The following is a 22,196-nucleotide window of genomic DNA, read 5'->3' on the forward strand; positions in this document are numbered from 1 at the left end:
GATCCGCCATGCCCGCACCGCACGCGAACCGAACCGGCCAGCCCTGCTGGGCCGACCTGATGACCTCCGACCTGCCGCGCGCCCGGGAGTTCTACACCCGGCTGTTCGGCTGGACGGCCAGCGATTCCGGTTCGGAGGACGGCAACTACGTCACCTTCCGTAAGGGCGACGCGGACGTCGCCGGCATGGGCTCACAGGAGCCGGGTTCCCAACTGCCCGACACGTGGACCACCTACCTGTCGGTGACGGATGCCGACGCCGCCGTCGCCGCCGCCCGCGCGGCCGGCGCAGACGTGCTGGCCGAGCCGATCACGGTGGGAACCATGGGCCGCATGGCCATCCTGATGGACCCGACGGGTGCGCCCTTCGGGGTGTGGCAGGCCGACGAGTTCACCGGCTTCGACGTCTTCGGCGAGGCGGGCTCACCGGTCTGGCACGAGCTGAACACCCGCTCCTATTCCGCCGCCCTCGATTTCTACACCAAGGTGTTCGGCTGGAAACCGGTCGTCCTGAGCGACACGGAGGACTTCCGCTACAGCACGATCGGGGCGGAGGGCGAGATGGTGACGGGCGTCTTCGACGCCGCGGACCACCTGCCCGACAGCGTTCCCTCGCACTGGCAGCTCTATCTCGGGGTGCCTGACGTGCACGCGGCCGCGGCGACCGTGACAGAGCTCGGCGGCACGGTCGTCCGTGAGCCGTGGACGGCGGAGTTCGGCACCTTCGCGCTGGTCACCGACCCGACCGGGGCCCTGTTCGTGCTCGGCTCGGTCGACGAGCCGCTCGCCGAGGAGAAGAACATCGACGACGCCGGTGAGGAGGACGCCGACCTACCGATCGGCTAGTGGGCGGACTGGATGGTGCGCAGCTTCAGCAACACCTGGTCGCGCAGGTCTTCGGGGGCCATTTCACGGCATGCGCGCTGCACGGCCTCGGTCAGGGTGCGCCCGACCAGGTGCTCGTCGCTGCAGTCGATGCAGTGGGCGAGGTGCTCCTGAATGTCAGACGCGTCTTCGCCGCACAGTTCGTTGTGCAGGTATTCCTCGAGTTCGGCCTTGGCCTTCTCGCAGCCACAATCGGTCATGCTGGTGTGCTCCCGGTTCGAGTCTGGCCCGCCGCTGTTCCCAGGCCGCGCTCAATGGCGTAACCGGCCAACAGGTCGCGCAGGAGGCGCCGGCCACGATGCAGGCGACTCATCACGGTGCCAATGGGTGTTTTCATGATTTCGGCGATCTCCTGGTAAGAGAACCCCTCCACGTCGGCGAAGTAGACAGCCAGCCGGAAGTCCTCCGGGATGGACTGCAACGCGTCCTTGACGGCGCTGTCCGGCAGGTGGTCGATGGCCTCGGCCTCCGCCGAACGATTCGTCGTCGCCGTGCGGGACTCCGCGCCGCCGAGCTGCCAGTCCTCGAGATCGTCGATGGTACCCTGGAACGGCTCACGCTGCTTCTTGCGGTACGTGTTGATGAAGGTGTTGGTCAGGATGCGGTACAGCCAGGCCTTGAGATTGGTGCCCTGCTCGAACTGTTTGAACGCAGCGAACGCTTTCACGAACGTTTCCTGAACCAGATCCTGGGCGTCGGAGGGGTTGCGCGTCATGCGCATGGCCGCGGCGTACAGCTGGTCGATAAAGGGCAGTGCCTGCTCTTCGAACAGGTCTCGCATTTCGATCGCGTCGGTTGTCATCACGGACAATCCTAAGCCGTCGCGTGAAACGACCGCAGGTCGCTCCAGCACCATGGACAGCGTCACCCGGGCCTCCCTCTCTCTTTCATCACCGACTATTCTGATAACCGATGTTGATCTCGAGATATTCCAAGCCTGAGTTCGATCCCTACGGCGACACGTCGCCCGAGGTGACGGATGCCCGCTGGCCCGCTCCGACGGCCGCCGGCCCGCTCTGCGCGTCCGTGTCCCTGCCGGGGTCGAAGTCGCTGACCAACCGGGAGCTGGTGCTCAGCGCCCTCGCCGCGCATCCGTCGCTGTTGCGTGCCCCGCTGCACTCGCGGGACAGCGACTTGATGGTCGCGGCGCTGCGTCAACTGGGCACCGTCATCGAGGAGGTCCCCGGAGCCGGGGAGTTCGGCGCCGACCTGAGGATCACCCCCGGGGAGCTACTCGGGTCGACGACCGTCGACTGCGGTCTTGCCGGCACCGTGATGCGTTTCCTGCCGCCGGTCGCGACGCTCGGACTCGGGCCGACCACCTTCGACGGGGACGCCGGTGCACGCCGTCGCCCGATGGGCACCACCATCTCGTCCCTGCGGGCCCTCGGCGCCGACATCAACGACGACGGTCGCGGCGCCCTGCCCTTCACCGTGCACGGCACCGGCACGCTGGCCGGCGGAGAGATCACCATCGACGCGTCCACATCAAGCCAGTTCGTCTCCGGCCTGTTGCTCGCCGCGCCCCGCTTCGAGCTAGGCCTGCACCTTCGTCATTCCGGCGAGCGCCTGCCGAGCATGCCGCACATCGAGATGACCATCGCCACGCTGGCCCGGCGCGGCGTCACCGTTCAGAGTCCCGCCGTCGGCGAGTGGATCGTCGCGCCCTGCCCGATCCAGGGTGTCGAGGTCGACATCGAACCCGATCTCTCCAACGCGGCGCCGTTCCTCGCCGCGGCCCTCGTCGCCGGCGGCAGCGTGACCATCATCGGCTGGCCCGAGACCACCACCCAGGTCGGCGCCGACCTGGCCGAACTGCTACCGCGCTTCGGCGCCGCGGTCACCCGGGAGGGCGACCGGCTCACGGTCTCCGGGACCGGCTGCATCCGGGGCGTGGAGCTCGACCTGTCGACCGGCGGAGAGCTCGCGCCCACGCTCGTGGCCCTGGCTGCCCTGGCCGAGTCCCCAAGCACGATCACCGGGATCGGGCACATCCGCCACCACGAGACCGACCGGCTGGCGGCCCTCGCCGCGGAGATCAACGGGCTTGGCGGCGCCGTCACCGAGCTGCCCGACGGGTTGCGGATCGACCCGCGCCCGCTGCACGGCGGGCCGTGGAACACCTACGACGACCACCGCATGGCAACCGCGGGCGCGCTGATCGGGCTTCGCGTTCCCGGCCTGCTGATCGAGAACATCGGCACGACCGCGAAAACCCTCCCCCAGTTCACCGACCTTTGGTCGACGCTCGTTTCCGGAGCCCCGTCGTGACGTGGTGGGCGAGTGCCGACGACGATGAGCCCGAGTTCGACGAGTCGAGCGTGCGTGTGCGCCCCAACCGAAAGGGCAGCAAACCGCGCACCAAGACCCGCCCCGACCACGAGAACGCGCTGACCGGACGCATCCTCTCGGTCGACCGAGGCCGGTACACCGTCATGCTCGACGAGAACCTGCCTGCCGAGCGCCGGGTGACCGCCGCCCGGGCGAGTGAACTGCGCAAGCAGGCCGTCGTCACCGGCGACCGCGTCGACATCGTCGGCGACACGACCGGAGCACCGGGCAGCCTGTCCCGGATCGTGCGGATCGTGCCGCGCACGACGCTGCTGCGGCGCAGCGCAGACGACACCGACGCCGTGGAGCGAGTGATCGTCGCCAACGCCGACCAGATGCTGATCGTGGTGGCCGCCGCCAACCCGGAGCCGCGCATCCGTCTCGTCGATCGCTACCTCGTCGCCGCCTACGACGCGGGCGTGAATCCCATTCTCTGCATCACCAAGACCGACCTGGCCGACCCCACCGCCTTCCTCCGCAACTTCGCCGGCCTCGACCTGCCCGTCTTCGAGAGCCGCGACGACGCCATGCCGCTGGCGGAGATCTCCGCCGCCCTGGTTGGCCACGACACGGTCTTCGTCGGTCACTCCGGCGTCGGCAAGTCCACCCTCGTCAACGCCCTCGTGCCGAGCGCCCACCGTGCCGTCGGAGTCGTCAACACGGTGACCGGCCGCGGCCGGCACACGTCTTCGTCGACCATCTCGCTGCGACTGCAAACGGATGCCGGCCGGGGCTGGGTCATCGACACCCCCGGCGTGCGCTCCTTCGGTCTCGGCCACATCAACACCGACAACATCCTCAAGGCCTTCACCGACCTGGCCCTGATCTCCCAAAAGTGCCCGCGCGGATGCACCCACCTGCCGAACTCGCCCGACTGCGCGATCAATGAGGCCGTTAGCGCCGGCAAGCTCGGCGAGACCGGCAAGGTGCGCCTGGACTCGCTGCAGCGCCTGCTCGCCACCTTCGCCTCCGCCCCCACCCACTAGCCCCCTGTCACCCGCCACCCCCGAGCCGGCAGCCCCTGCACTGAACGAATTCGACGGAGATTTTGCTCTAGAAAGCGCTCAGGGCCAAAAAACGGGTGTTTGACCCCCAATCTCCGTCGAATTCGTCAGGGATGGGCGGAAAATGGGTACAGGCGGGACCAGTAGCGTGGGGGGATGATCGATTCCACGCGGCTCGCGGCCGGCGACCAAGCCCCTCCGTTCACCCTGTCCGACCAGGACGGGAACGCCGTCTCGCTGGCCGATTTCGCCGGCTCGAAGGTCGTCGTGTACTTCTACCCGGCGGCGATGACGCCCGGCTGCACGAAGCAGGCCTGCGACTTCCGCGACAACCTCAGCTCACTGGCGTCGGCCGGCTACCAAGTGCTCGGCGTGTCAAAGGATGCCCCGGTCAAGCTAAAGGAGTTCCAGGAGACCGAGCAGCTCACGTTCGCGCTCCTCAGCGACACCGACCTCGCGGTGCACACGGGCTACGGCGCCTGGGGCGAGAAGAACCTCTACGGCAAGACCGTCACGGGCGTGCTGCGTTCCACCGTCGTGATCGACGAGACCGGCATGGTCGAGCTGGCCCTCTACAACGTGAAGGCCACCGGCCATGTCGCGAGCCTACGCAAGAGGCTCGGCTTGCCGGCCTGACCACACGGATGCCGCCACGCGGCCGGCACAGTCCCGGCACAGTCCCGGCACAGTCCCGGCGCTGCCCTCACCGGCCGCAGGTGGCCCATACCGGCCCCTGGAGCACTCGACCGCGCGTCGAGGATTACCCCGCCGCTGCCGCCGCCGGAGCGGCCCTGCTGCGCCGCTACTGCGGCAAGCCGTCCTCGGAGCGCGCCGACGTCGTTTCTGCGATTACGCGCCGCTGGAACAGCAGCACGAGGACCACGACCGACGGCAGAAGAAGCGCCCAGCCGAGGTCGGGCCGGGCATAGAGCCCTTGAAAGGAGCCGATGGCGACGGCGATCTGCACCAGCTGCCAGGTGACGGCCGCGCCCCGGATCCAGGACCGGCGCCGCAGGGAGTTGACCGCGATGGCGGTCACCCAGAACGCGGCGATCAGCACCAGCACCAGCATGGCGAGGGCCGTGGCCAGGGAGGTCGGCGCCGCGATCAGCAACTCGAGAATGAGCCACGCGACCGCGACCCAGAGGAGGGCGGCCTCCGCGCAGAGGATCGCGGCGAGGAGAAGCAGGGCCCGCGGCCGACGCACCCGGCCGGCCTGGTTCTCGTCGTCGCCGCTGTGGTCTGACCGTGCATTCACAGAGATATCCCATTCAAAACTATTGATTTGACTCCACCATTATGCGATCATTTTTGAGGCCCGGTTGACGCTCACAGGGACGTGAGTCGATCTGAACGATTAGATCCAGTACCCTCCCTGCAATCGGCAGCCTCTCATCTTCGGCCAATCGGCCAGGCATCCCCGCAATAAAGGAGCACCCCTATGGACTGGCGCGACAAAGCTGCCTGCCTCACCGCCGACCCGGAACTTTTCTTTCCGGTCGGGAACACTGGCCCCGCTGTGGACCAGATCGAGAAGGCCAAGTCGGTCTGCGCCCGCTGCAACGTCACCGAGGTGTGCCTGCAGTACGCCCTCGAAACCGGTCAAGACTCCGGCGTCTGGGGTGGACTGAGCGAAGACGAGCGTCGCGCGCTCAAGCGACGCGCGGCCCGGGCCCGGCGCGCGTCCTAACACGGCGCCCCCCGCACCACTGCTCCCCCGCTCCACAAGATCACTGAGAAAGGCCCGGCTGAACAGCCGGGCCTTTCTTTGTTGCGCGCGACGTGCTCGGCACCCGAGCGCCACGCTGAGGCGACATTCCGAGGCGCCACCCCGCCCCCGGCGCTACGCTTCGCGCATGTACCGCAGCGGGATCTCGATGGTCACTTCGGTGCCGCTGCCCATCATGGTGTGCCAGTCAATACTGCCGCTGAGCTCTCCCTGGATCAGGGTGCGCACGATCTGGGTTCCGAGTCCCGACCCTACCTTGCCCTCCGGCAGGCCCGTGCCGTTGTCCCGCACCCGCACGGTAAGGGTCTCCTCGTTACGCTCGGCCTCGATCGACACCTCCCCCTCGCGTCCGGCCAGCCCGTGTTCGACGGCGTTCGTCACGAGCTCTGTCAGCGCGAGGGCGAGCGGTGTCGCGTAGGCGCTGGGCAGGATGCCGAAACTGCCGGACGACTTCGGATGCGCCGTCGTGTTGTGCGCGGACGCCACCTCCATGATCAGCAGCAACACCCGGTCGAACACCACGTCGAAGTCGACCTTCTGGCTGAGGCCCTCGGACAGTGTGTCGTGCACGACGGCGATGGCGGCCACGCGGCGCATCGCCTGGTTGAGCGCTTCCCTGGCCGTGTCGGAATGCGTGCGGCGCGCCTGGATCCGCAGGAGCGAGGCCACCGTCTGCAGGTTGTTCTTGACCCGATGGTGAATCTCCCGGATGGTGGCATCCTTCGTGATCAGCTCACGCTCCTGGTGCCGCAGCTCGGTGACGTCCCGGCAGAGGACGATGGCTCCGATCCGTTCGCCCCGGTTGCGGATCGGGATGGCGCGCAGCGAGACCGTCACGCCGCGGGCCTCCACGTCGGTGCGCCATGGCGCCCGGCCGGTGACCACGAGCGGCAGGGTCTCGTCGACAACCGCCGTTCCAGTGAGCAGGCTCGTGGTCACCTCGGCGAGGGACTCGCCTTCCAGCTCGTCGGCGAACCCCATCCGGTTGAAGGCGGAGAGGGCATTCGGGCTCGCGAACGTGGTCACGCCGTCGACGTCGAGACGGATGAGTCCGTCCGAGGCGCGCGGGGCGCCGCGCCTCGGGCCGGTGGGGGCGCCCAGATCGGGAAAATCGCCGGACGCGATCATGGCGAAGAGGTCATTGGCACAGTCGTTGAAGGTCAGCTCCTGTCGGCTCGGCGTGCGCGCCTCACTCAGGTTGGTGTGCCGGGTGAGCACCGCCACCGGCTTGTCCGAGATCTGGGAACCCGTGGAACTGAGCCGCCGCCGCACCGGGATCGCGCGCACCCGGGTAGGGGTCTCCTCGTACCAGTCGGGAGCCGTGGTGTCGACGATCTTCGCCGTTTCGAAAGCCTCGGTGACCTGCTGGCGCCACTCGACCTTGATGCTCTGCCCGACGAAGTCACGATAGAAGAGGGTGGCGGCGCTCGACGGCCTGGCGTGGGCCACGGCCACGAAGCTCCCGGTACTGCTGGGCACCCACACGACGATGTCCGCGAAGGCGAGGTCGGCCAGGAGCTGGCCATCCGCGACGAGCATATGGAGCCAGTCCACATCCTCCGCACTGCTGCGGCCCTGGGCAAGTACAAGATTACTGAGCGTCGACACAGCAATAGCCTAGGTCCCCCGGACACGTGCCACCGTCGTCGTGGTGCCGTCGCTTAGTTTGGGCCATGCTGAACAGATGAGCACAGCAAGTGGAAAGCCCGATCGGACCCTGGTTGTCCTACTGTCCGTGATCGGAGCGCTGGTGGTCATCGCCCTCATCATCGTCTTCTCCGGCGGCGAACCCGAACAGCTTGACGCCGACACCCCGGAAGGCCTCGTCCAGGACTATTCCGCGGCCGTCATCGACGGCGACGAGCAGGCCGCAGGCGCGTACCTCACCGAGGACGCGTTCGATGGCTGCGAGGACTTCGACCGGGGCCCCACCGACAACATGCGGGTCACCCTCGTGTCGACCACCGAGCGGGCCGAGTCCGCTGACGTGAAGGTGTCCATCGTCACCTCCTACGGCAGCGGCCCCTTCGGAGCGGACGAGTACGAGACCCAGGGCGTCTTCGACCTGGTGGCCGTCGACGGCACGTGGTTGATCGATGACGCCCCCTACGAACTCAGCATCTGCCCGAACCCGAAGGCCGGTTCCTGATGGTCAGCGTGGTGCTGCTGGTTGCCGTCCTCGTGATCGGCGGCGGTATCGCCGGCATCGTCATCGCGGTGCGCAAATCGACGCCGTCCGGGGAGAGTGCGGCCCAGCCAACGGTACGCCGGGTGATCGTATACATTCTGCTCTTCGCCCTGGTCGTGATTGCCGCTATCGGAGTGAGCGGGCTGCTCGGGCGCCTCCTCGACGCCGGCAACGCACTTGCCTCCAGCGACGTCACCGGGCTCGCCCGCTCACTCGCGTTCACCCTCATCGCCGGCCCGTTCGCGGCCGTACTCTGGTGGGTGCTGTGGCGCCGAATGGACGGCGCGGAACGATCATCCTTCGCCTGGGGGCTCTACCTGGCCGGCCTGTATACGGTCTCCCTTGTCACGTTCAGCACCGCCCTGCTGACCACGGCGGCCGTGCTCGTACGCGGGGATTGGCAACCGCGTCTCTTCGCCACCGGAGTGGTCTGGGCCGGCGTGTGGGTCTGGCACCTGTGGATGTCCCGGCACCAGGAGAAGAGCCCCACCCAGCTGGTCACCGTGGCCCCGATCCTCGGTTCCGTCTTCGGTCTCGTGATCTCGGTGGGCGGCGCCGTCACGGCCCTCCGCCCTCTGCTCGACGCCGCCGTCGACGCCGTCGTCAACGCCGCACCGAGCCTTACCCCGGGCGAACCCTGGTGGGAGTTGACCCTCCAGGCGCTCATCTGGTTCGCCGGCGGGCTGGTCATCTGGTGGTGGCACTGGATCCGCAGCCAGGCCCGCGACCTGCGCGGCGGCCTCGCCGATCTGGCGGTCGTGGCCGTCGGCGTGGCCGGGGCGGCCATCCTGACGCTGAGCGGGGCCGGAACCGTACTGTTCCTGCTGCTCAGACTGGCCTTCGACCGCACCGAACCGGTCACCGACATCCTCGACCTACTGGGTTTCGGCATCTCGGTCGCCTTCATCGGCGCGCTCGTCTGGAGCTACCACCGGGGCCTGACCCTGGCCCGGTCGGACACAACGAGGGTTGCGACGAAGCTTATGACCTCCGGCGTGGGTCTCGTTGCCGCGGCCTCCGGGCTGGGCGTGGTCGTGAACGCGATCCTCGCCGCCACGACCACCCCGCTCGCCGGTTCAGGAACCCGAACCCTCCTGCTGGGCGGCATCAGCGCCCTCATCGTCGGCGGCCCGGTATGGTGGCTGGCCTGGCAGCCGACGACGCCGCTCTCCCCCGCGGAGGTCCGCTCCGCGGTACGACGGGTGTACCTGATCCTGGTGTTCGGCGTGAGCGCGGTCGTCGCCATCGTGACGCTTCTGGTGATCGGCTACCGGCTCTTCGAGTTCGCCCTCGGTGATTTCACCGGAGACAGCCTGATCGACCGGGTGCGAGCCCCGCTGGGGCTGCTGGTAGCCACCGGCCTCGCGGCCGGGTACCACTTCTCTGTCTGGCGACGCGACCGCGCGGTGAGTGCAGAGGCCCCGCAGCCGGCGCGCACCATCGGCCGCGTGCTCCTGGTCACGGACGTCGACCCGGAACCCCTCAGCCTCGCAATCGGCGCGGCGACCGGAGGCGCGGCCGTCTCGGTGCTGAAGCGCGCCGACGGCGCCGGTAGCTCGGCAACGGCGGAGCATCTCGCCCAGGCCCTTACCGGCGTAACCGGAAAGCGGGTGTTGGTCGTCACCGGCCCCGGCGACCGGGTTGAGGTGATCCCGCTTCAGGAATGAGCGGCGGTGCGGCCTCCCGCACCGGGGTCGGCGCACAAGTCGACGCGGGGTTCGACGCGGGGTTCGACGCCGACGGTGGGCTCAGGTGGCCACCGCCGGCCGGCGCCATCTCGATTCCCGGCGCCGTCGCCCCGTGGCGGGCGCGGGCACCGGCAGCAGCTCAGTGCGCACGAAGCGACGGATGCTGGTGCGCGCCGGGGACTTCGGCGCGGCATCCCGCAGCGTGCGCCCGGCGACGATGGCCGCATCCGTGGACACCTGGTCCTGCGGCACCAGGATCGGCGACTCGATACCGCCGAACCGGCGGAGCGCCGACACGACCTGCCCGTTCGCATCCAGCCCGACCGCACCCCGGCGCACCCGGTTCATGACCACGCTGACCTGTTCGGTCGTGACCACCTCGGCCAGGTCCACCCAGGCGCGCAGGAACCGGGCCATCCCGACCGGGTCGGCGAGGCCGCAGGCGACGACGTGGTCAGCCAGTCCGAGGCCCGTCAGGGTGGCCGCGTTGCGGCGCGGGGCGAACAGGTCACTGGAGATCTCCTCGTCGCTCTCAAGACTGAAACCGGTGTCGAGCACGACGTAGTCGACCCAGATGCGGAGCGCGTTGATGGTGCGCGTCACCCGCTCGGTGGAGAGCTCGGGCCAGCGGGATGGCCGCCCGATGCCGGTGAGCACCCAGAAGGCTCCCTGCGGTGAGTTGTAGCGCTGCGCGATGCGCTCGAACTCGGACCGGGTGAAGCTGTCCGAGCCGGCCAGGCGGCACGCGGCGGCGAAGCCCGGCGCCTCGTCGAGCATCCCCAGGCACGGCGCCACCGAACCGCTGTAGGTGTCGATGTCCGCCAGGGCGACGGTATGCCCGGCAGCGGCGATTTCCGCCGCGATGTTGATCGCCAGGGTGGTGCGCCCCGGGGCGCCGGCCGGCCCCCAGACGGCGATGACCGTGCCCTGCCGTTTTGTGCCGGGCAAGCCCGCCGGATCACCGACACGCAGCGGAATGGCGACCCCGGCGCCGATCAGCGCCTCAGTCTCGGCCCAGTCGGCGGCGGCGTCGACCACGTCGAAGAGGCCGAGCACGGCCGCATTGCGTCGGTCCTGGTCGTTGGCGGCGAGCGCGATCACCCGGGCGCCATGGGCGTCGCAGGCGGTGATCAGCTCGGCCGTGAGCGTGCTGCGGCCGGCTCCGACGATCACCACCTCGGGCGCGCGCTGCCGCAGGGCGAGGATCACTTCGCCAGCAGTCGTCGAACGAGCCACAATCACATGGCCCTGCTCGATGATGTCGATCAGCAGACGGTCTTCGGTGTTCCGGTCGAGTGCCAGTGCGATGGTGGCCACGTTTACTTCTCCAGCGGTGCGTTGACGGGCACGACCGCGATGGCATCACGGTTCGCGATGGACTCCAGCACCGCCGCGACGGCTCCCTTCGGCACCAGGATCTCAAGTGTTCGGATGCCGCCGCCCGCCACGAGCCCCGTGGGCTCGACCAGACGCACGACCGCGGCCTGGTCGACGAGCACCGTCGGCGGCCCGAACGTGTTCGGGTCCGTTTTGCGGGCGGACCAGACGTCGACCACGGAGCCGGGACCGATGTTCGAGGCCAGGGCGCTGGTCAGCTCAACGACCACGCTCGTGACCTCGGTGCCGGCGGTGCTCCCGACCGCGGACGCCGGCACGAGTTCCCCGGCGGCGATCGTGCGGGTGACGACCAGCCCGTCATCCGGCAGCCCGTCGGGGGTCACGTACAGGTCTCCCGTTACACCAAGCCGCACCTGCGTGGCCACGAGGTCGGATGCCTCCACTCGGTCCCCCACGGCGAGCGCCGAGCGCGCGGTGAACACCGCCGTGGTCCGGTCGGCGGCGGAGACGATCAGATAGACGCCTCCGACGGCGGCGACCACGAGCACCAGCCCGATCGCGAATCGCGGGTCGAACCAGAATCTCGGTCGTGCGTTCCTGGCGGTCGTGTTCACGGGCGCCTGCCTCCCCAATACTGACTCAATTGGTGCTGACTCGATGGAGCTGGATCGATGGAGCCGACTCAATAGTTTCGACTCGAAACTCCGTTTGACCCGGGAATCCGCCTCGACCTCCATCGTGGTCGTCTTCGCCCCCACGCGGGAAAGTTATCCACAGCCTCACTCCGCCCCGATTAGGGCCCGCCCGCCGACGGATAATCGATCCATGAACGATTCCGAGGCTGCCCCCAGTGTGGGTCGGTTCCTCACCCTGGCCGACACCGCTGAGATCCTTTTGCTGACGGTGGCCGAGGTACTGGAGCTGGTGCGCACCGGTGAGCTGCCGGCCATCCGGCTCGGCACCCAGAGCACCCCGGCGGGCGGCGCGGGCACGATCGGGTTCGGCAGCGCGGGCGTGTGGCGGGTCGAACGGGTCGTGCTCGAGTCTTTCATCGAGGCCAAGTACGAGGAGGCGCGGCGCATGTCGCTGTGGCAGCAGTCCGACTTCGGGAACATCCCCGAGCTGTCCGGCGGCACGATCATCCGTCCCGACGACTGACCCGGCGAGATTGATAAATATCGTCGTGTGGTTGTGTCGCTCCCGGAGGGTCAGGGCTGACCGTCCGGGACTGTTCATCCAGGCGGACCGCTGTCCCCGGCGTTGATCCGATTCCACGGAGATTCTTGGTCAAACAACCGTCCTCGAGCCCAAACGGAGTGTTTAGACTCAAATCTCCGTCGAATTCGTTCGGACGAGTTGCTGCGGGCCGCGAACGCGAAAGACTCGGCGGCTCAGCGCGGACGGTTGGCGCAGAGGTTCAGGGCAGAGGGTTAGGGCAGCCGAACGAGCTGGATCTCGGCCACCGGCACGATGCGGTACTGGTGCACCTCCGCTTCGCGGCGCAGGGTGCCCGGCGCGTGCAGGGCCAGGTCGATGTGGTCCCGGCCCACCCGGTCGATAGTGCCGGGGAGCACACCGGCACGGGTGTGCACCTCCACGTTGGAGCGCCGTCGGCAGAGGTCTCGCAACACGAACGCCAGGCCGATGCGGTCCACGATCCGGGCTGCGGATTCGGGCTCGGTGCCGAGCGATCCGGCGATCTCCCCCCGGCGCAGGACGACCCCGGCCACGGCGGCCAGCGGGAGCACGCACTGGGAACCGGCGGAGACGGAGTCCAGCAGGTCACCCGCCAGCCAGTCCCGCCCGAATGTGGTCGGCCGCACGGCGATCGTCTCCCCCGTCGCGAGCACGATCCGCAGCACACCTGCACCGGGGACCGACCCGGTCCAGGGCTCTGATCCTCTCCGGGGATCTGCGGCGACTTCGGGAGTGCGCGCGAGGCTGGTCAATCGGTTACGCAGGGACAGCCGACCCAGGCGCAGCCGTTCTTCTTCGGCGCGCAGGTCGATCTCCTCGGCGTGCAACTCGTGTTCGAGCTGCCCCTCGAGGTCGTCGAACAGGTTGTCCCAGCGCACAGTCCCGAAGTTAGCCCGCGCGACCGACATCCTGCCCGGGTTATCCACAGGACTTAAAAGCACTCGACACCACCGTTCCCGGCTGATTGAGTGTCGAGCACGGCCCGTACCCCCCGCGTGGGGGTGCCTGACCCTCGCCAACACCTGCTCCACCGATTGTCTGCTCCATCGCACGCCGGATCCACCCGAACCCCTTGAACCACCCGATTGCCACGGCAGGTGTGCCGCCGGCAGCGGACTCACGCACCTCGGAGGAGTCATGAGCGATCCAGCCAACACCCCGGCACGCCATCCCCGGTCAAGGGACAACAAGTTCGTCCAGGACGACTTCTTCGGCCACCAACCGAGCAGCAGGGACCAGCTGCCAGACCCGGAGCCACTGCTGGTCAACCTCACCCGCTGCGTGATCGAGGTGCTTGCCGGCGCCCGAGAGCTTGACCAGCTCGCCCGGTGGGTCAGCGACGACGTTTACCGGCACCTGCTGAAACGGGTGGTGCTTTCGGCACGGGCGCGCGCCGTCAAGGGGCAGAGGGCCCAGCGGCCCGCGTTCACGATCGGGCGGGTCACGATTTCCGAGCCGCGAGACGGCGTGATCGAGGCCGTCGTGATGGTGCACAGTAAGGTTCGCGTTCGCGCCGTGGCCCTGCGCCTGGAAGGAATGGACCAACGCTGGCGGGCCAGCGCCATCAACGTGTTGTGACAGCCGGCTCTGCGGGAGAAATGAGCCCTCGCCCCGGGGGCGCGCTCCGAGGGAGTGCTCCCGCTGCCGAGGTAGGCGCGCAGTGAACCGCGACGCGACTCGAACGTGTGTGACCGCTGCGGACCAGCGCGGGACCAGCGCGGAGGTCCGGCCCGGCGAGTCGATTCTCCCACGCTTGCCACAAGGCCCGCCGGATGCGCCGCAGCGCTCCAGCAGTTCGGACCCCCGTCGCTCTTCGCCGCGCAGCCCGAACGAATTCGACGGATAGAGCAGGGGAGCCGAGATTTTGCCGGAATCGACCCGAGAAACCCCGAAAAGGCAGTCTTATCGGAGAATCTCCGACGAATTCGTTTCTCGCACGCGGAGCCCCGCCGTGATGAACGGCGTCCACGCGGTGCGGGCGGCTCTGGCCTCCGGGGGGCCCTCCACCGTTCGATGAGGGCTTACGGACCTGACCGGGCTACTTCTTGCCCTGAGCGCGCCGTTCGGAGCGATTGACCGGAGCGGGCTTCGAGTCGTCGCCGCGCTGGCCGAACGTGCCGCGCTGGGGCGGTCCGGCCGCCATGTCCGTCTCCGCCTCATCGTCGGGAGCAGCGGCGCTCGCCCGGCGGGCACGGTCGGTAGCGGCCTGCTGGATCTGTCCACGCTGGTTGCGTACCTCGACTCCGCCCGAATCGCTCGGGGCGGTGTAGCTGAGCTTCTCCTCCGCGGACGCGGCAGGGGCGAGCCCCTTGGCGGCGACGACGGGACCGGCGACGGCGCCGGGGGCCTGGCTGACCTCGACCTCGAGGTTGAACAGGAAACCGACGGTCTCCTCGCGGATCTGGCCCATCATCTGCTGGAACATGACGAAGCCCTCGCGCTGGTACTCCACCAGGGGGTCGCGCTGGGCCATGGCGCGCAGGCCGATGCCGTCCTTCAGATAGTCCATCTCGTACAGGTGCTCGCGCCAGCGGCGGTCGATGACCGACAAGACGACGCGGCGCTCGAGTTCACGCATCGCCGGTGAACCCAACGACTCTTCTCGGTGCAGGTAAGCGACCTTGGCATCCGAGAGAATCTCACGGCGCATGAAGTCTCGGTTGATCTTGCCGCGGTTGCCGGCCTCGGCGACGACCTCGTCAATGGTCAGCCCCACCGGGTACAACGTCTTGAGCTCGGTCCACAGGGCATCGAAGTCCCAGTCGTCGCCGTTGCCTTCGCCTGTGTGCACCTCGAGCACCTCGTCGACGACGTCTTCCAGGAAGCGCTGCGTGCGCTCGTGGAGGTCGTCGCCCTCCAGGATGTGCCGACGGTCGCCGTAGATCGCCTCGCGCTGACGGTTCAGAACGTCGTCATACTTGAGCACGTTCTTGCGGATCTCGGCGTTGCGGCCCTCGACCTGCGCCTGCGCGCTCCGGATGGCTCGGCTGACGACCTTGGATTCGATCGCCATGTCGTCGGGAATCCCCTGGCGGCCCATCAGGCTCTCGGCGGCGCCGGCGTTGAAGAGGCGCATCAGGTCGTCGGTCAGCGACAGGTAGAAGCGACTCTCGCCCGGGTCACCCTGGCGTCCGCTGCGACCGCGCAGCTGGTTGTCGATGCGGCGCGACTCGTGCCGTTCGGTGCCCAGCACGTAGAGGCCGCCTGCGTCGACGACCTTCGCGGCTTCCACGGCGACCTCGGCCTTGACGGCGTCGAACACGTCGTCCCAGGCGGTCTCGTAGTCTTCGGGGGTTTCGACCGGGCTCAGGCCTTTCGCGTTCATCTGGGCGACGGCGAGGAACTCGGCGTTGCCGCCGAGCATGACGTCTGTGCCTCGACCGGCCATGTTGGTGGCGACGGTCACCGAGCCCAGACGTCCGGCCTGCGCGACGATCGCGGCCTCCCGGGCGTGGTTCTTGGCGTTGAGCACCTCGTGCCGCACGCCCTTCTTGGCGAGCAGGCGCGACAGGTATTCGCTCTTCTCGACGCTCGTCGTGCCGACCAGGACCGGCTGCCCCTTCTCGTGCCGGGCGACGATGTCCTCGACGACCTGGCCGAACTTAGCCTCTTCGTTCTTGTAGATCAGGTCGGACTGGTCGATGCGCTTCATCGGCTTGTTCGTGGGGATGGACACCACGCCGAGCTTGTACGTGCTCATGAACTCGGCCGCCTCGGTCTCCGCGGTACCGGTCATGCCGGACAGCTTCGAGTAGAGCCGGAAGTAGTTCTGCAGGGTGACCGTCGCCAGGGTCTGGTTCTCCGCCTTGACCGCGACGCCCTCCTTGGCCTCGATCGCCTGGTGGATACCCTCGTTGTAGCGACGGCCCATCAGGATGCGCCCGGTGTGCTCATCGACGATCAGCACCTCGCCGTTCATCACGACGTAGTCCTTGTCTTTCTTGAACAGGGCGTTGGCCTTGATCGCATTGTTCAGGAATGAGATCAGCGGGGTGTTCGCAGACTCGTAGAGGTTGTCGATGCCGAGGTAATCCTCGACCTTTTCGATGCCGGGTTCCAGCACGCCCACGGTGCGCTTCTTCTCGTCGACCTCGAAGTCGACGTCGGGGATGAGCCTGGTCGACAGGCTCGCGAACTCGGTGAACCAGCGGTTGGCCTCGCCAGAGGCAGGACCGGAGATGATCAGCGGCGTGCGCGCCTCGTCGATCAGGATCGAGTCGACCTCATCGACGATGGCGAAGTAGTGCCCGCGCTGCACCATGTCGGCGGCCTGCCAGGCCATGTTGTCGCGCAGGTAGTCGAACCCGAACTCGTTGTTCGTGCCGTAGGTGATGTCGGCCAGGTACTGCTCGTGGCGCTGGGCCGGCGTCTGGCCGGACAGGATGCAGCCGGTGGTCATGCCGAGGGCACGGAACACGCGACCCATCAGCTCGCTCTGGTAGCTGGCGAGATAGTCGTTGACCGTGATGATATGCACGCCGCGGCTGGTGATGGCGTTCAGGTAGGCCGCCGTCGTGGCCACGAGGGTCTTGCCCTCACCGGTCTTCATCTCGGAAATGTTGCCGAGGTGCAGGGCCGCCCCGCCCATCAGCTGCACATCGAAGTGGCGCAGTCCCAGGGTGCGGGTCGAGGCTTCACGCACGGCGGCGAACGCCTCGGGCAGCAAGTCGTCCAGCGACTCACCACCCGAATAGCGCTCACGCAGCACCACGGTCTCGTTCTTCAACTCCTCATCGGTGAGGTGGCTGAAGTCATCTTCCAACGCGTTGGTGGCCTTCGCATACTGCTCGAGACGGCGCAGCAGACGCCCTTCACCAACACGAAGTACTTTTTCCAGAATTGAGGCCACGAATGCACTCCACTAGTCGTCACGGCGTGTGCACACGCCTGTCGTCGTTGCCGCACGCTCACAGCGTCCGGCATGCGGCAACTATAACAAGGCTAGACGGTCAGTTGCTGCGCTCCCGGGCGGGCGGCACGACCTCCCCGGCCTCATCGGCGTTCTCGTCCAGTTCGATCACGCCGTAGTCCCAGCCCTTGCGACGGTAGACGACGCTCGGACGCTTGGTCACGGCATCCTGGAACAGGTAGAAGTCGTGGCCGACGAGTTCCATGAAGTAGAGGGCGTCGTCGACGGTCATCGGTGCGGCCGCGAAAACCTTGCGGCGGATGACGACGGGGTTGTAGACGTCGTCCGGTTCTTCGGCCGCCGGAGTCTCCGCGTTCACGACGGGGATTGCTCCGGTGCGCACCCGCTCGAGCACCTCGGCGTCGGCCGGCTTGATGTCGACCACGCTGAAATCGACGGATGCCGCGTCGTGCAACGAGATGGGACGGTGGGCCCCGCCACGGTGCAGCTTCTGGCGGTCCTTGGCGCGGCGCACCCGTTCGAGCAACCGCCCCAGGGCGACGTCGAACGCCGCATACTTGTCGGAGCCGTCGGCTTCGGCTCGCACGATCGGCCCCTTGCCGATCAGGGTCAGTTCGACCCGGTCGTTGCCCGTGGCACCGTTCTTCTCCCGGTGGCGACTCAGCTTGATCTCGAGAGCCAGCGCTTTCTCGGCAAGACCGGCGACCTTCTCGGCCTTCTCGGTGGCATACTCCCGGAAACGATCAGTGATCCCTAGGTTTCGTCCAACGATGTTAGTTTCCATGACGACCTCCAGATCTGGCGAACCGCCCATATCTGGGCGATTATTACGCGCCTTCACGACCACCGTAGCCGTGCGCGCGGGATAAGTCACAGCCTTTTGTCAATCTGTTTCCGATGAACTTTCGGCAACGGGGAAACGACGGCGTGTTTCCGCCAGAGTGGCCACGCCGACGACCTCGCCGCCCGCAGCGAGCAGGGCACGTCGCACCTCGAGCACGGTTGCCCCAGTGGTCAGGATGTCGTCGACGACCAGGACACGGAGGCCGGACAACGACCGGTTCGCGACCAGCGAACCCGTGCGATTCCGCCCTCGCTCTGCGCTGCCCAGTCCGACCTGGTCCTGCGTCTCGCCCACGGTTCGGAGCAACCGAGTCGGCCGGAGCCCCGAGTGACCGAGCAGCAGCTCCACCGGGTGATAGCCACGGATGCGCCACGCCTGCTGTGACGAGGGAACGGTCACGAGGTGCACCCCGGCACCCTCCGGTACGGGGGCCAGCGCCGCAGCCACGGCGGCCCGGAGCGGACCGGCCAGCGCGCCGGCGGCATCCGTTCGGCCACCGTCCTTGAACGCTCCCAGGACCCGCCTGGCCACGCCGGAGTAGTCCAACGCGGACCACACCAGGACACCCGATCGTTCGGAGCTGTGCGCCCGCGGTGCCAGGGCTGCCCGGCAGACCCCGCACAGGGCCCGGTCGGGCATGCCGCAGCCGCTGCACTCGGTGGGCATCAGAACTGCCCACGCGTCGAGGGCAGCCCGGGAGAGGCCGGCTGGAGGGCGCATCCCGCCATCGTGGGGCCAGGCCCGGCCGGCTCGGGCGCGGGGCCCGAACCGGTGCAGAACCGGCTTCCGCACGAGCGGTGGAGGGGCTACCCGCCGATGCCCTGCTGGGTGGCCAAGAGGGCGACACCGCCGAGTCGTTCCTGCCAGCCGGCACCGCGCTGCACCAGGAGTCCGCCCGTGGACGAGAGCGCACGCAGGTCGCGCAGGTTGTTGCTGCCGACCATGGTGACGCTGTCCGGCGCGGACTCGAGGCGCGTGGTGAGTCCACCCAACTGCAGGGCCACGATCCGTTCCTCACCGCTGGGCAGGCGGGTCAGGCAGGCCACGGTGAGTTCGTCGATCCAGGCCGCGTCCACGGCCGTTCCTCCCGGCGCGGCCAGAAGCACCGCGTCGCCCAGCACGACCGGGGTGCGCTTGTCCCGGGTGATGGCGCTGACGACGAATCGGCTGTCCTTGCCCGACTGGAGCAGGGCGATCAGCCGAGTGCCGTCCCGCGACACGCGCAACGACTGGATCGCCGAGGCTTCCGGCCACGGTGTAGGGACAGCGGTCGCGTCGCCGTTCGGGCCGTACACGAACAGTTCACCGGGGCGCGCGGCGGGCACCGACCAGACGAAGCCGTAATTGTCGATGGCCGGCGCGATCAGCCCCTGGCGGGGATCGAGCTGCACCGGGTCGTCACCGACCCTGACGCCGTACACTCCCGTTCCCGTCAGCACGGCGGCCGCGGTCTGACCGGGCGAGAGGGTGACGGAGGTCGGGTCCAGGGCGACGATCGAGTCGGACAATCCGGCGATCGGGCTGATCGAGGAACCGCTTGCCGCCAGGAATCCAAATTCGCCCTCGCGCAGGATCAGCGCCCGGGCGTCGACGCGGGAATTCACGGTCGGGGCGTTCGCGCTCAACTCGGCGATGTCCTGCAGGTTGCGGTTGACGGTGATGGTGGCGGACAGCCCGGGCGGGAGGCTGTTGGACAGCTGGGCCTTCATTCGCTGCAGAGTGACCCGGTCGGCGTTCAGCGCTTCGCTGTTGAGGTCGACCTTGGCGTCCCTGGCGATGACCTGCACGGCATCGGCGGTGAGCTTGGTGCCGTCGGGGAACGCCGTCACGACGGCTCCGGCGAACCAGGGGCTCGGGCCGTCGAGCAGTCCGTTGACGATCTTCGTCAGGGTGGCCCCACTGCGCGGGTACCAGCGCAGATCAGGCACCAGGTAGCTGAAGCCCGGGTCGAAGAAGTAGAGCGCCTGGGCGGTGAAGACATCTTGAAAGATGTTCCGATCGACGACCGTGCCGTTCGGGGCCGCGCCGATGCGCCACTGGCCGCCGACCTGCACGAACTGGTAGCGCAACGCCACCGCGGTGGGCGACTCGACCTCGCGGTACTCGCCGCGCTCATCCACCTCGGCGACCGGATTCACCGAGAACTGCATCTGACCCTCGCCGACGGAGACGATGCTGCGCCCGGTGGCGTCGTCGATGGTCACCCCGGAGTCGGGCTCCCAGGAGCTGCTGTAGTTCGGAGCCAGGAACTCCCGCGCTATCGCGTAGTCATTGTCGGGGCTCGTCGCCGCGTCGATGAAGCCGCGCAGGATAGCCTCGGGGGTGGCGTCCTTCTGCGGTCGCGAGGGCAGGAACACGGGTGCCGGGGTGGCGCCGGGCTGCACGGTCTGCCCCGCGCGCACGCCTCCGTCTCGCGGGATTCCCGCGCATCCGGTCAGGGCCACCGCGAGCGCGATCAGGCCGGCGAACATCCGGGTTCGACTACGCATAGTGCCCTCCCTTTTCTCCGGCGGCCGTGCCACCGCCCGCATCGGCCGGGGGCAGCGGGCTCGGCGAGCTCGACAGCGTTCCGTTCGCGCTGCGCGGCAGGGTCAGCCGGAAGCACGACCCCTCCCCCGGGTGCGACCAGACCTGCAGCCAGCCGCCGTGCACGACGGCGTCTTCGAGGGAGATCGACAGGCCGAGGCCGGTGCCGCCGATGGTTCGCTTGCGCGACGGGTCGGCCCGCCAGAACCGGTCGAAAACGTGGGCCATCTCGGCCTGGCTCATACCCATGCCGTAGTCGCGCACCGACAGGGCCACCGCGCTCTCGTTGCTGTCGACAGACACGATGATCGGCTTGCCCTCTCCGTGCTCGATGGCGTTGCCGATCAGGTTGTGCATGATGCGGCGGATGCGGCGGGGGTCGACGTCCGCGTCGAGGTGCCCGCCCGGTGCCACCAGGGTCAGCACCGTGCCCTTGGAGTCGCCGAGCGAGCGCAGCCCTTCGATGGCGTCCTCGGCCAGGTGCACCAGGTTCGTGGGCTCGGTCTCCAGCTGCACCGACCCGGCGTCGTATCTGCTGATCTCGAGCAGGTCGCTCAGCAGCAGCTCGAATCGCTCGACCTGCGTGTGCAGGAGCTCGGCCGTGCGTTCGACCGCCGGCGGGAACGTGGCACGGTGGTCATAGAGAACGTCGCCGGCCAGCCGGATCGTCGTCAGCGGGGTGCGCAGCTCGTGCGAGACGTCCGACACGAAGCGCTGCTGCACCTCGGACAGGTCGGCGAGTTCCTTGATCTGGCTCTGCAGGCTGTCCGCCATGCCGTTGAAGGAGCGGGCCAGCGTCGCGATGACGTCTTCACCTTTTTCCGGGATGCGCACGCCGAGGTCACCGGAGGCCAGCCGCGCGCTGGTGGCCGCGGCCACGCGGATCGGGGTGACCACGAAGCGCACTACGATCCAGGTCACCCCGCCGATCAGCAGGATCAGCACCAGGCCGGCGATGCCGAGGGTTCGCTGCACGAAAGCCAGGGTTGCCTCGGCGTCGGCCAGGCTATACCCGATGTACAGCTCGTACCGGCCGGCGACCGGCACGGTGAGCTGGGAACCGACGACGATGCCGGGAACCTGCGCGCCGTCATCCGTCGCAAGCGTCACCGACTGCCAAAACTGCTCCTCGGCTTTCTCCTGCACCTGGAGGCGGAGAGCGGGCGTGATCACGCCGGTCGAATCACCGAATGACGAGGAGTCCTGCGGCGCCACGGTGGAGGCGTCCTGCCCGGGAGATCGGAAGATGGCGATCATCTGGGATGAGGATGCCGCGGTAATCAGGGTGCGGCCGGAGCCCACCAGGGTCTGCACCTCCACCCGATCCGCGGCGTCGGAGGCGTCGAAGATGCCCTGCGCGGCGGTCGTGGCCCGGTTCGAGTCGACGAGCACCTGGTTCAGTCTTGATTGAAACAGGTCGTTGCCCACACTCGCGGAGATGTAGACCCCGACCACCATGATGGCCATGCCGGACAGCGCCACCGTGATGGTCACCGTGCGGAACTGCAGCGAGGAACGCCACAGTGCGCCGATCCTGGCCGGCCAGTCCCGCCAGTCCCGCCAAACGCTGCGGTCGTACCCGGTGCCACCGAACACG

Annotated in this window: 21 protein-coding genes; 9 read left to right on the forward strand and 12 right to left on the reverse strand. The window is 68.2% G+C overall.

The window, feature by feature from the left end:
* Window positions 1-8 precede the first annotated feature (8 nt).
* Window positions 9-845 (forward strand): VOC family protein, encoded by an 837-nt coding sequence (locus E3O22_RS05520; RefSeq protein WP_134395995.1) that lies wholly within the window; start codon window positions 9-11, stop codon window positions 843-845.
* On the opposite strand, the gene E3O22_RS05525 is transcribed toward E3O22_RS05520, so the two are convergent.
* Window positions 842-1,084, reverse strand: a complete 243-nt coding sequence (locus E3O22_RS05525; protein WP_134395996.1) for a zf-HC2 domain-containing protein — start codon at window positions 1,082-1,084, stop codon at window positions 842-844. The two genes, E3O22_RS05520 and E3O22_RS05525, sit on opposite strands and share 4 nt — an antisense overlap.
* Complete coding sequence (locus tag E3O22_RS05530) at window positions 1,081-1,686, reverse strand: sigma-70 family RNA polymerase sigma factor (RefSeq protein WP_241973274.1); 606 nt, start codon at window positions 1,684-1,686, stop codon at window positions 1,081-1,083. Before E3O22_RS05530 ends, E3O22_RS05525 begins: the two co-directional genes overlap by 4 nt.
* 110 nt (window positions 1,687-1,796) lie before the next feature.
* On the opposite strand from E3O22_RS05530, the gene aroA reads away from it, so the two are divergent.
* The 3 genes from aroA (at window position 1,797) to bcp (ending at window position 4,855) form a co-directional block, all read left to right on the forward strand.
* On the forward strand, window positions 1,797-3,155 hold the full coding sequence (gene aroA / locus E3O22_RS05535; RefSeq protein WP_134395997.1) for a 3-phosphoshikimate 1-carboxyvinyltransferase: 1,359 nt from the start codon (window positions 1,797-1,799) through the stop codon (window positions 3,153-3,155).
* Window positions 3,152-4,201, forward strand: coding sequence for a ribosome small subunit-dependent GTPase A (rsgA, locus tag E3O22_RS05540; RefSeq protein WP_134395998.1), 1,050 nt, complete (start codon window positions 3,152-3,154; stop codon window positions 4,199-4,201). The genes aroA and rsgA overlap by 4 nt, the downstream gene beginning before the upstream one ends.
* 174 nt (window positions 4,202-4,375) lie before the next feature.
* Window positions 4,376-4,855, forward strand: coding sequence for a thioredoxin-dependent thiol peroxidase (gene bcp, locus E3O22_RS05545; protein WP_174722042.1), 480 nt, complete (start codon window positions 4,376-4,378; stop codon window positions 4,853-4,855).
* 166 nt (window positions 4,856-5,021) lie between these two features.
* Here the strand turns inward: bcp and E3O22_RS05550 are convergent, their stop codons facing one another.
* Entirely contained in the window at window positions 5,022-5,477 is a 456-nt protein-coding gene (locus E3O22_RS05550) for a hypothetical protein (RefSeq protein ID WP_241976529.1), read from the reverse strand.
* A 183-nt stretch (window positions 5,478-5,660) separates the two neighbouring features.
* Here E3O22_RS05550 and E3O22_RS05555 point away from each other — a divergent pair, with 183 nt between their 5' ends.
* Window positions 5,661-5,909, forward strand: a complete 249-nt coding sequence (locus tag E3O22_RS05555) for a WhiB family transcriptional regulator (protein WP_035837005.1) — start codon at window positions 5,661-5,663, stop codon at window positions 5,907-5,909.
* A gap of 153 nt (window positions 5,910-6,062) precedes the next feature.
* On the opposite strand, the gene E3O22_RS05560 is transcribed toward E3O22_RS05555, so the two are convergent.
* Window positions 6,063-7,556, reverse strand: coding sequence for a sensor histidine kinase (locus tag E3O22_RS05560; RefSeq protein ID WP_134395999.1), 1,494 nt, complete (start codon window positions 7,554-7,556; stop codon window positions 6,063-6,065).
* A 76-nt stretch (window positions 7,557-7,632) separates the two neighbouring features.
* Here E3O22_RS05560 and E3O22_RS05565 point away from each other — a divergent pair, with 76 nt between their 5' ends.
* Together E3O22_RS05565 and E3O22_RS05570 are read left to right on the forward strand one after the other, a co-directional pair.
* Entirely contained in the window at window positions 7,633-8,097 is a 465-nt protein-coding gene (locus E3O22_RS05565) for a hypothetical protein (protein WP_134396000.1), read from the forward strand.
* Window positions 8,097-9,803: a DUF5671 domain-containing protein gene (locus E3O22_RS05570; protein ID WP_241976530.1), complete on the forward strand. Its 1,707-nt coding sequence runs from the start codon at window positions 8,097-8,099 to the stop codon at window positions 9,801-9,803. The genes E3O22_RS05565 and E3O22_RS05570 overlap by 1 nt, the downstream gene beginning before the upstream one ends.
* Before the next feature lie 81 nt (window positions 9,804-9,884).
* Here the strand turns inward: E3O22_RS05570 and E3O22_RS05575 are convergent, their stop codons facing one another.
* On the reverse strand, window positions 9,885-11,141 hold the full coding sequence (locus tag E3O22_RS05575) for a regulator (protein WP_174722043.1): 1,257 nt from the start codon (window positions 11,139-11,141) through the stop codon (window positions 9,885-9,887).
* Window positions 11,142-11,143: 2 nt separating this feature from the next.
* Window positions 11,144-11,776: a hypothetical protein gene (locus E3O22_RS05580; protein ID WP_134396001.1), complete on the reverse strand. Its 633-nt coding sequence runs from the start codon at window positions 11,774-11,776 to the stop codon at window positions 11,144-11,146.
* A 211-nt stretch (window positions 11,777-11,987) separates the two neighbouring features.
* On the opposite strand from E3O22_RS05580, the gene E3O22_RS05585 reads away from it, so the two are divergent.
* On the forward strand, window positions 11,988-12,320 hold the full coding sequence (locus tag E3O22_RS05585) for a helix-turn-helix domain-containing protein (RefSeq protein ID WP_134396002.1): 333 nt from the start codon (window positions 11,988-11,990) through the stop codon (window positions 12,318-12,320).
* A gap of 272 nt (window positions 12,321-12,592) precedes the next feature.
* On the opposite strand, the gene E3O22_RS05590 is transcribed toward E3O22_RS05585, so the two are convergent.
* Window positions 12,593-13,237, reverse strand: a complete 645-nt coding sequence (locus tag E3O22_RS05590; RefSeq protein WP_134396003.1) for a hypothetical protein — start codon at window positions 13,235-13,237, stop codon at window positions 12,593-12,595.
* 259 nt (window positions 13,238-13,496) lie between these two features.
* Between E3O22_RS05590 and E3O22_RS05595 the strand changes: the two genes are divergently transcribed.
* Window positions 13,497-13,937, forward strand: a complete 441-nt coding sequence (locus E3O22_RS05595) for an Rv3235 family protein (protein ID WP_241976531.1) — start codon at window positions 13,497-13,499, stop codon at window positions 13,935-13,937.
* Window positions 13,938-14,397: 460 nt separating this feature from the next.
* On the opposite strand, the gene secA is transcribed toward E3O22_RS05595, so the two are convergent.
* The 5 genes from secA to mtrB form a co-directional block, all read right to left on the reverse strand.
* Complete coding sequence (gene secA / locus E3O22_RS05600) at window positions 14,398-17,208, reverse strand: preprotein translocase subunit SecA (RefSeq protein ID WP_134396004.1); 2,811 nt, start codon at window positions 17,206-17,208, stop codon at window positions 14,398-14,400.
* A gap of 100 nt (window positions 17,209-17,308) precedes the next feature.
* Window positions 17,309-18,013, reverse strand: a complete 705-nt coding sequence (gene hpf, locus E3O22_RS05605; protein ID WP_134396005.1) for a ribosome hibernation-promoting factor, HPF/YfiA family — start codon at window positions 18,011-18,013, stop codon at window positions 17,309-17,311.
* 99 nt (window positions 18,014-18,112) lie between these two features.
* On the reverse strand, window positions 18,113-18,793 hold the full coding sequence (locus E3O22_RS05610) for a ComF family protein (protein WP_134396006.1): 681 nt from the start codon (window positions 18,791-18,793) through the stop codon (window positions 18,113-18,115).
* An 86-nt stretch (window positions 18,794-18,879) separates the two neighbouring features.
* Window positions 18,880-20,562 carry an LpqB family beta-propeller domain-containing protein gene (locus E3O22_RS05615; protein ID WP_166784572.1) on the reverse strand — a complete coding sequence of 561 codons (1,683 nt, stop codon included), beginning with the start codon at window positions 20,560-20,562 and terminating at the stop codon, window positions 18,880-18,882.
* Window positions 20,555-22,195, reverse strand: coding sequence for an MtrAB system histidine kinase MtrB (gene mtrB / locus E3O22_RS05620; RefSeq protein WP_241976532.1), 1,641 nt, complete (start codon window positions 22,193-22,195; stop codon window positions 20,555-20,557). Before mtrB ends, E3O22_RS05615 begins: the two co-directional genes overlap by 8 nt.
* Window position 22,196 lies beyond the last annotated feature (1 nt).

The organism is Cryobacterium sp. TMT2-18-2 (genome assembly GCF_004402245.1).
Taxonomy (GTDB): Bacteria; Actinomycetota; Actinomycetes; order Actinomycetales; family Microbacteriaceae; genus Cryobacterium; species Cryobacterium sandaracinum.

Coding starts and splice junctions, on each gene's coding strand:
- E3O22_RS05595 (WP_241976531.1), top strand. CDS start 13,497: ATGAGCGATCCAGCCAACACCCCGGCACGCCATCCCCGGTCAAGGGAC.
- E3O22_RS05570 (WP_241976530.1), top strand. CDS start 8,097: ATGGTCAGCGTGGTGCTGCTGGTTGCCGTCCTCGTGATCGGCGGCGGT.
- hpf (WP_134396005.1), bottom strand. CDS start 18,013: ATGGAAACTAACATCGTTGGACGAAACCTAGGGATCACTGATCGTTTC.
- E3O22_RS05585 (WP_134396002.1), top strand. CDS start 11,988: ATGAACGATTCCGAGGCTGCCCCCAGTGTGGGTCGGTTCCTCACCCTG.
- E3O22_RS05615 (WP_166784572.1), bottom strand. CDS start 20,562: ATGCGTAGTCGAACCCGGATGTTCGCCGGCCTGATCGCGCTCGCGGTG.
- E3O22_RS05520 (WP_134395995.1), top strand. CDS start 9: ATGCCCGCACCGCACGCGAACCGAACCGGCCAGCCCTGCTGGGCCGAC.
- E3O22_RS05610 (WP_134396006.1), bottom strand. CDS start 18,793: ATGCGCCCTCCAGCCGGCCTCTCCCGGGCTGCCCTCGACGCGTGGGCA.
- bcp (WP_174722042.1), top strand. CDS start 4,376: ATGATCGATTCCACGCGGCTCGCGGCCGGCGACCAAGCCCCTCCGTTC.
- aroA (WP_134395997.1), top strand. CDS start 1,797: ATGTTGATCTCGAGATATTCCAAGCCTGAGTTCGATCCCTACGGCGAC.
- E3O22_RS05555 (WP_035837005.1), top strand. CDS start 5,661: ATGGACTGGCGCGACAAAGCTGCCTGCCTCACCGCCGACCCGGAACTT.
- E3O22_RS05565 (WP_134396000.1), top strand. CDS start 7,633: ATGAGCACAGCAAGTGGAAAGCCCGATCGGACCCTGGTTGTCCTACTG.
- E3O22_RS05530 (WP_241973274.1), bottom strand. CDS start 1,686: ATGACAACCGACGCGATCGAAATGCGAGACCTGTTCGAAGAGCAGGCA.
- E3O22_RS05525 (WP_134395996.1), bottom strand. CDS start 1,084: ATGACCGATTGTGGCTGCGAGAAGGCCAAGGCCGAACTCGAGGAATAC.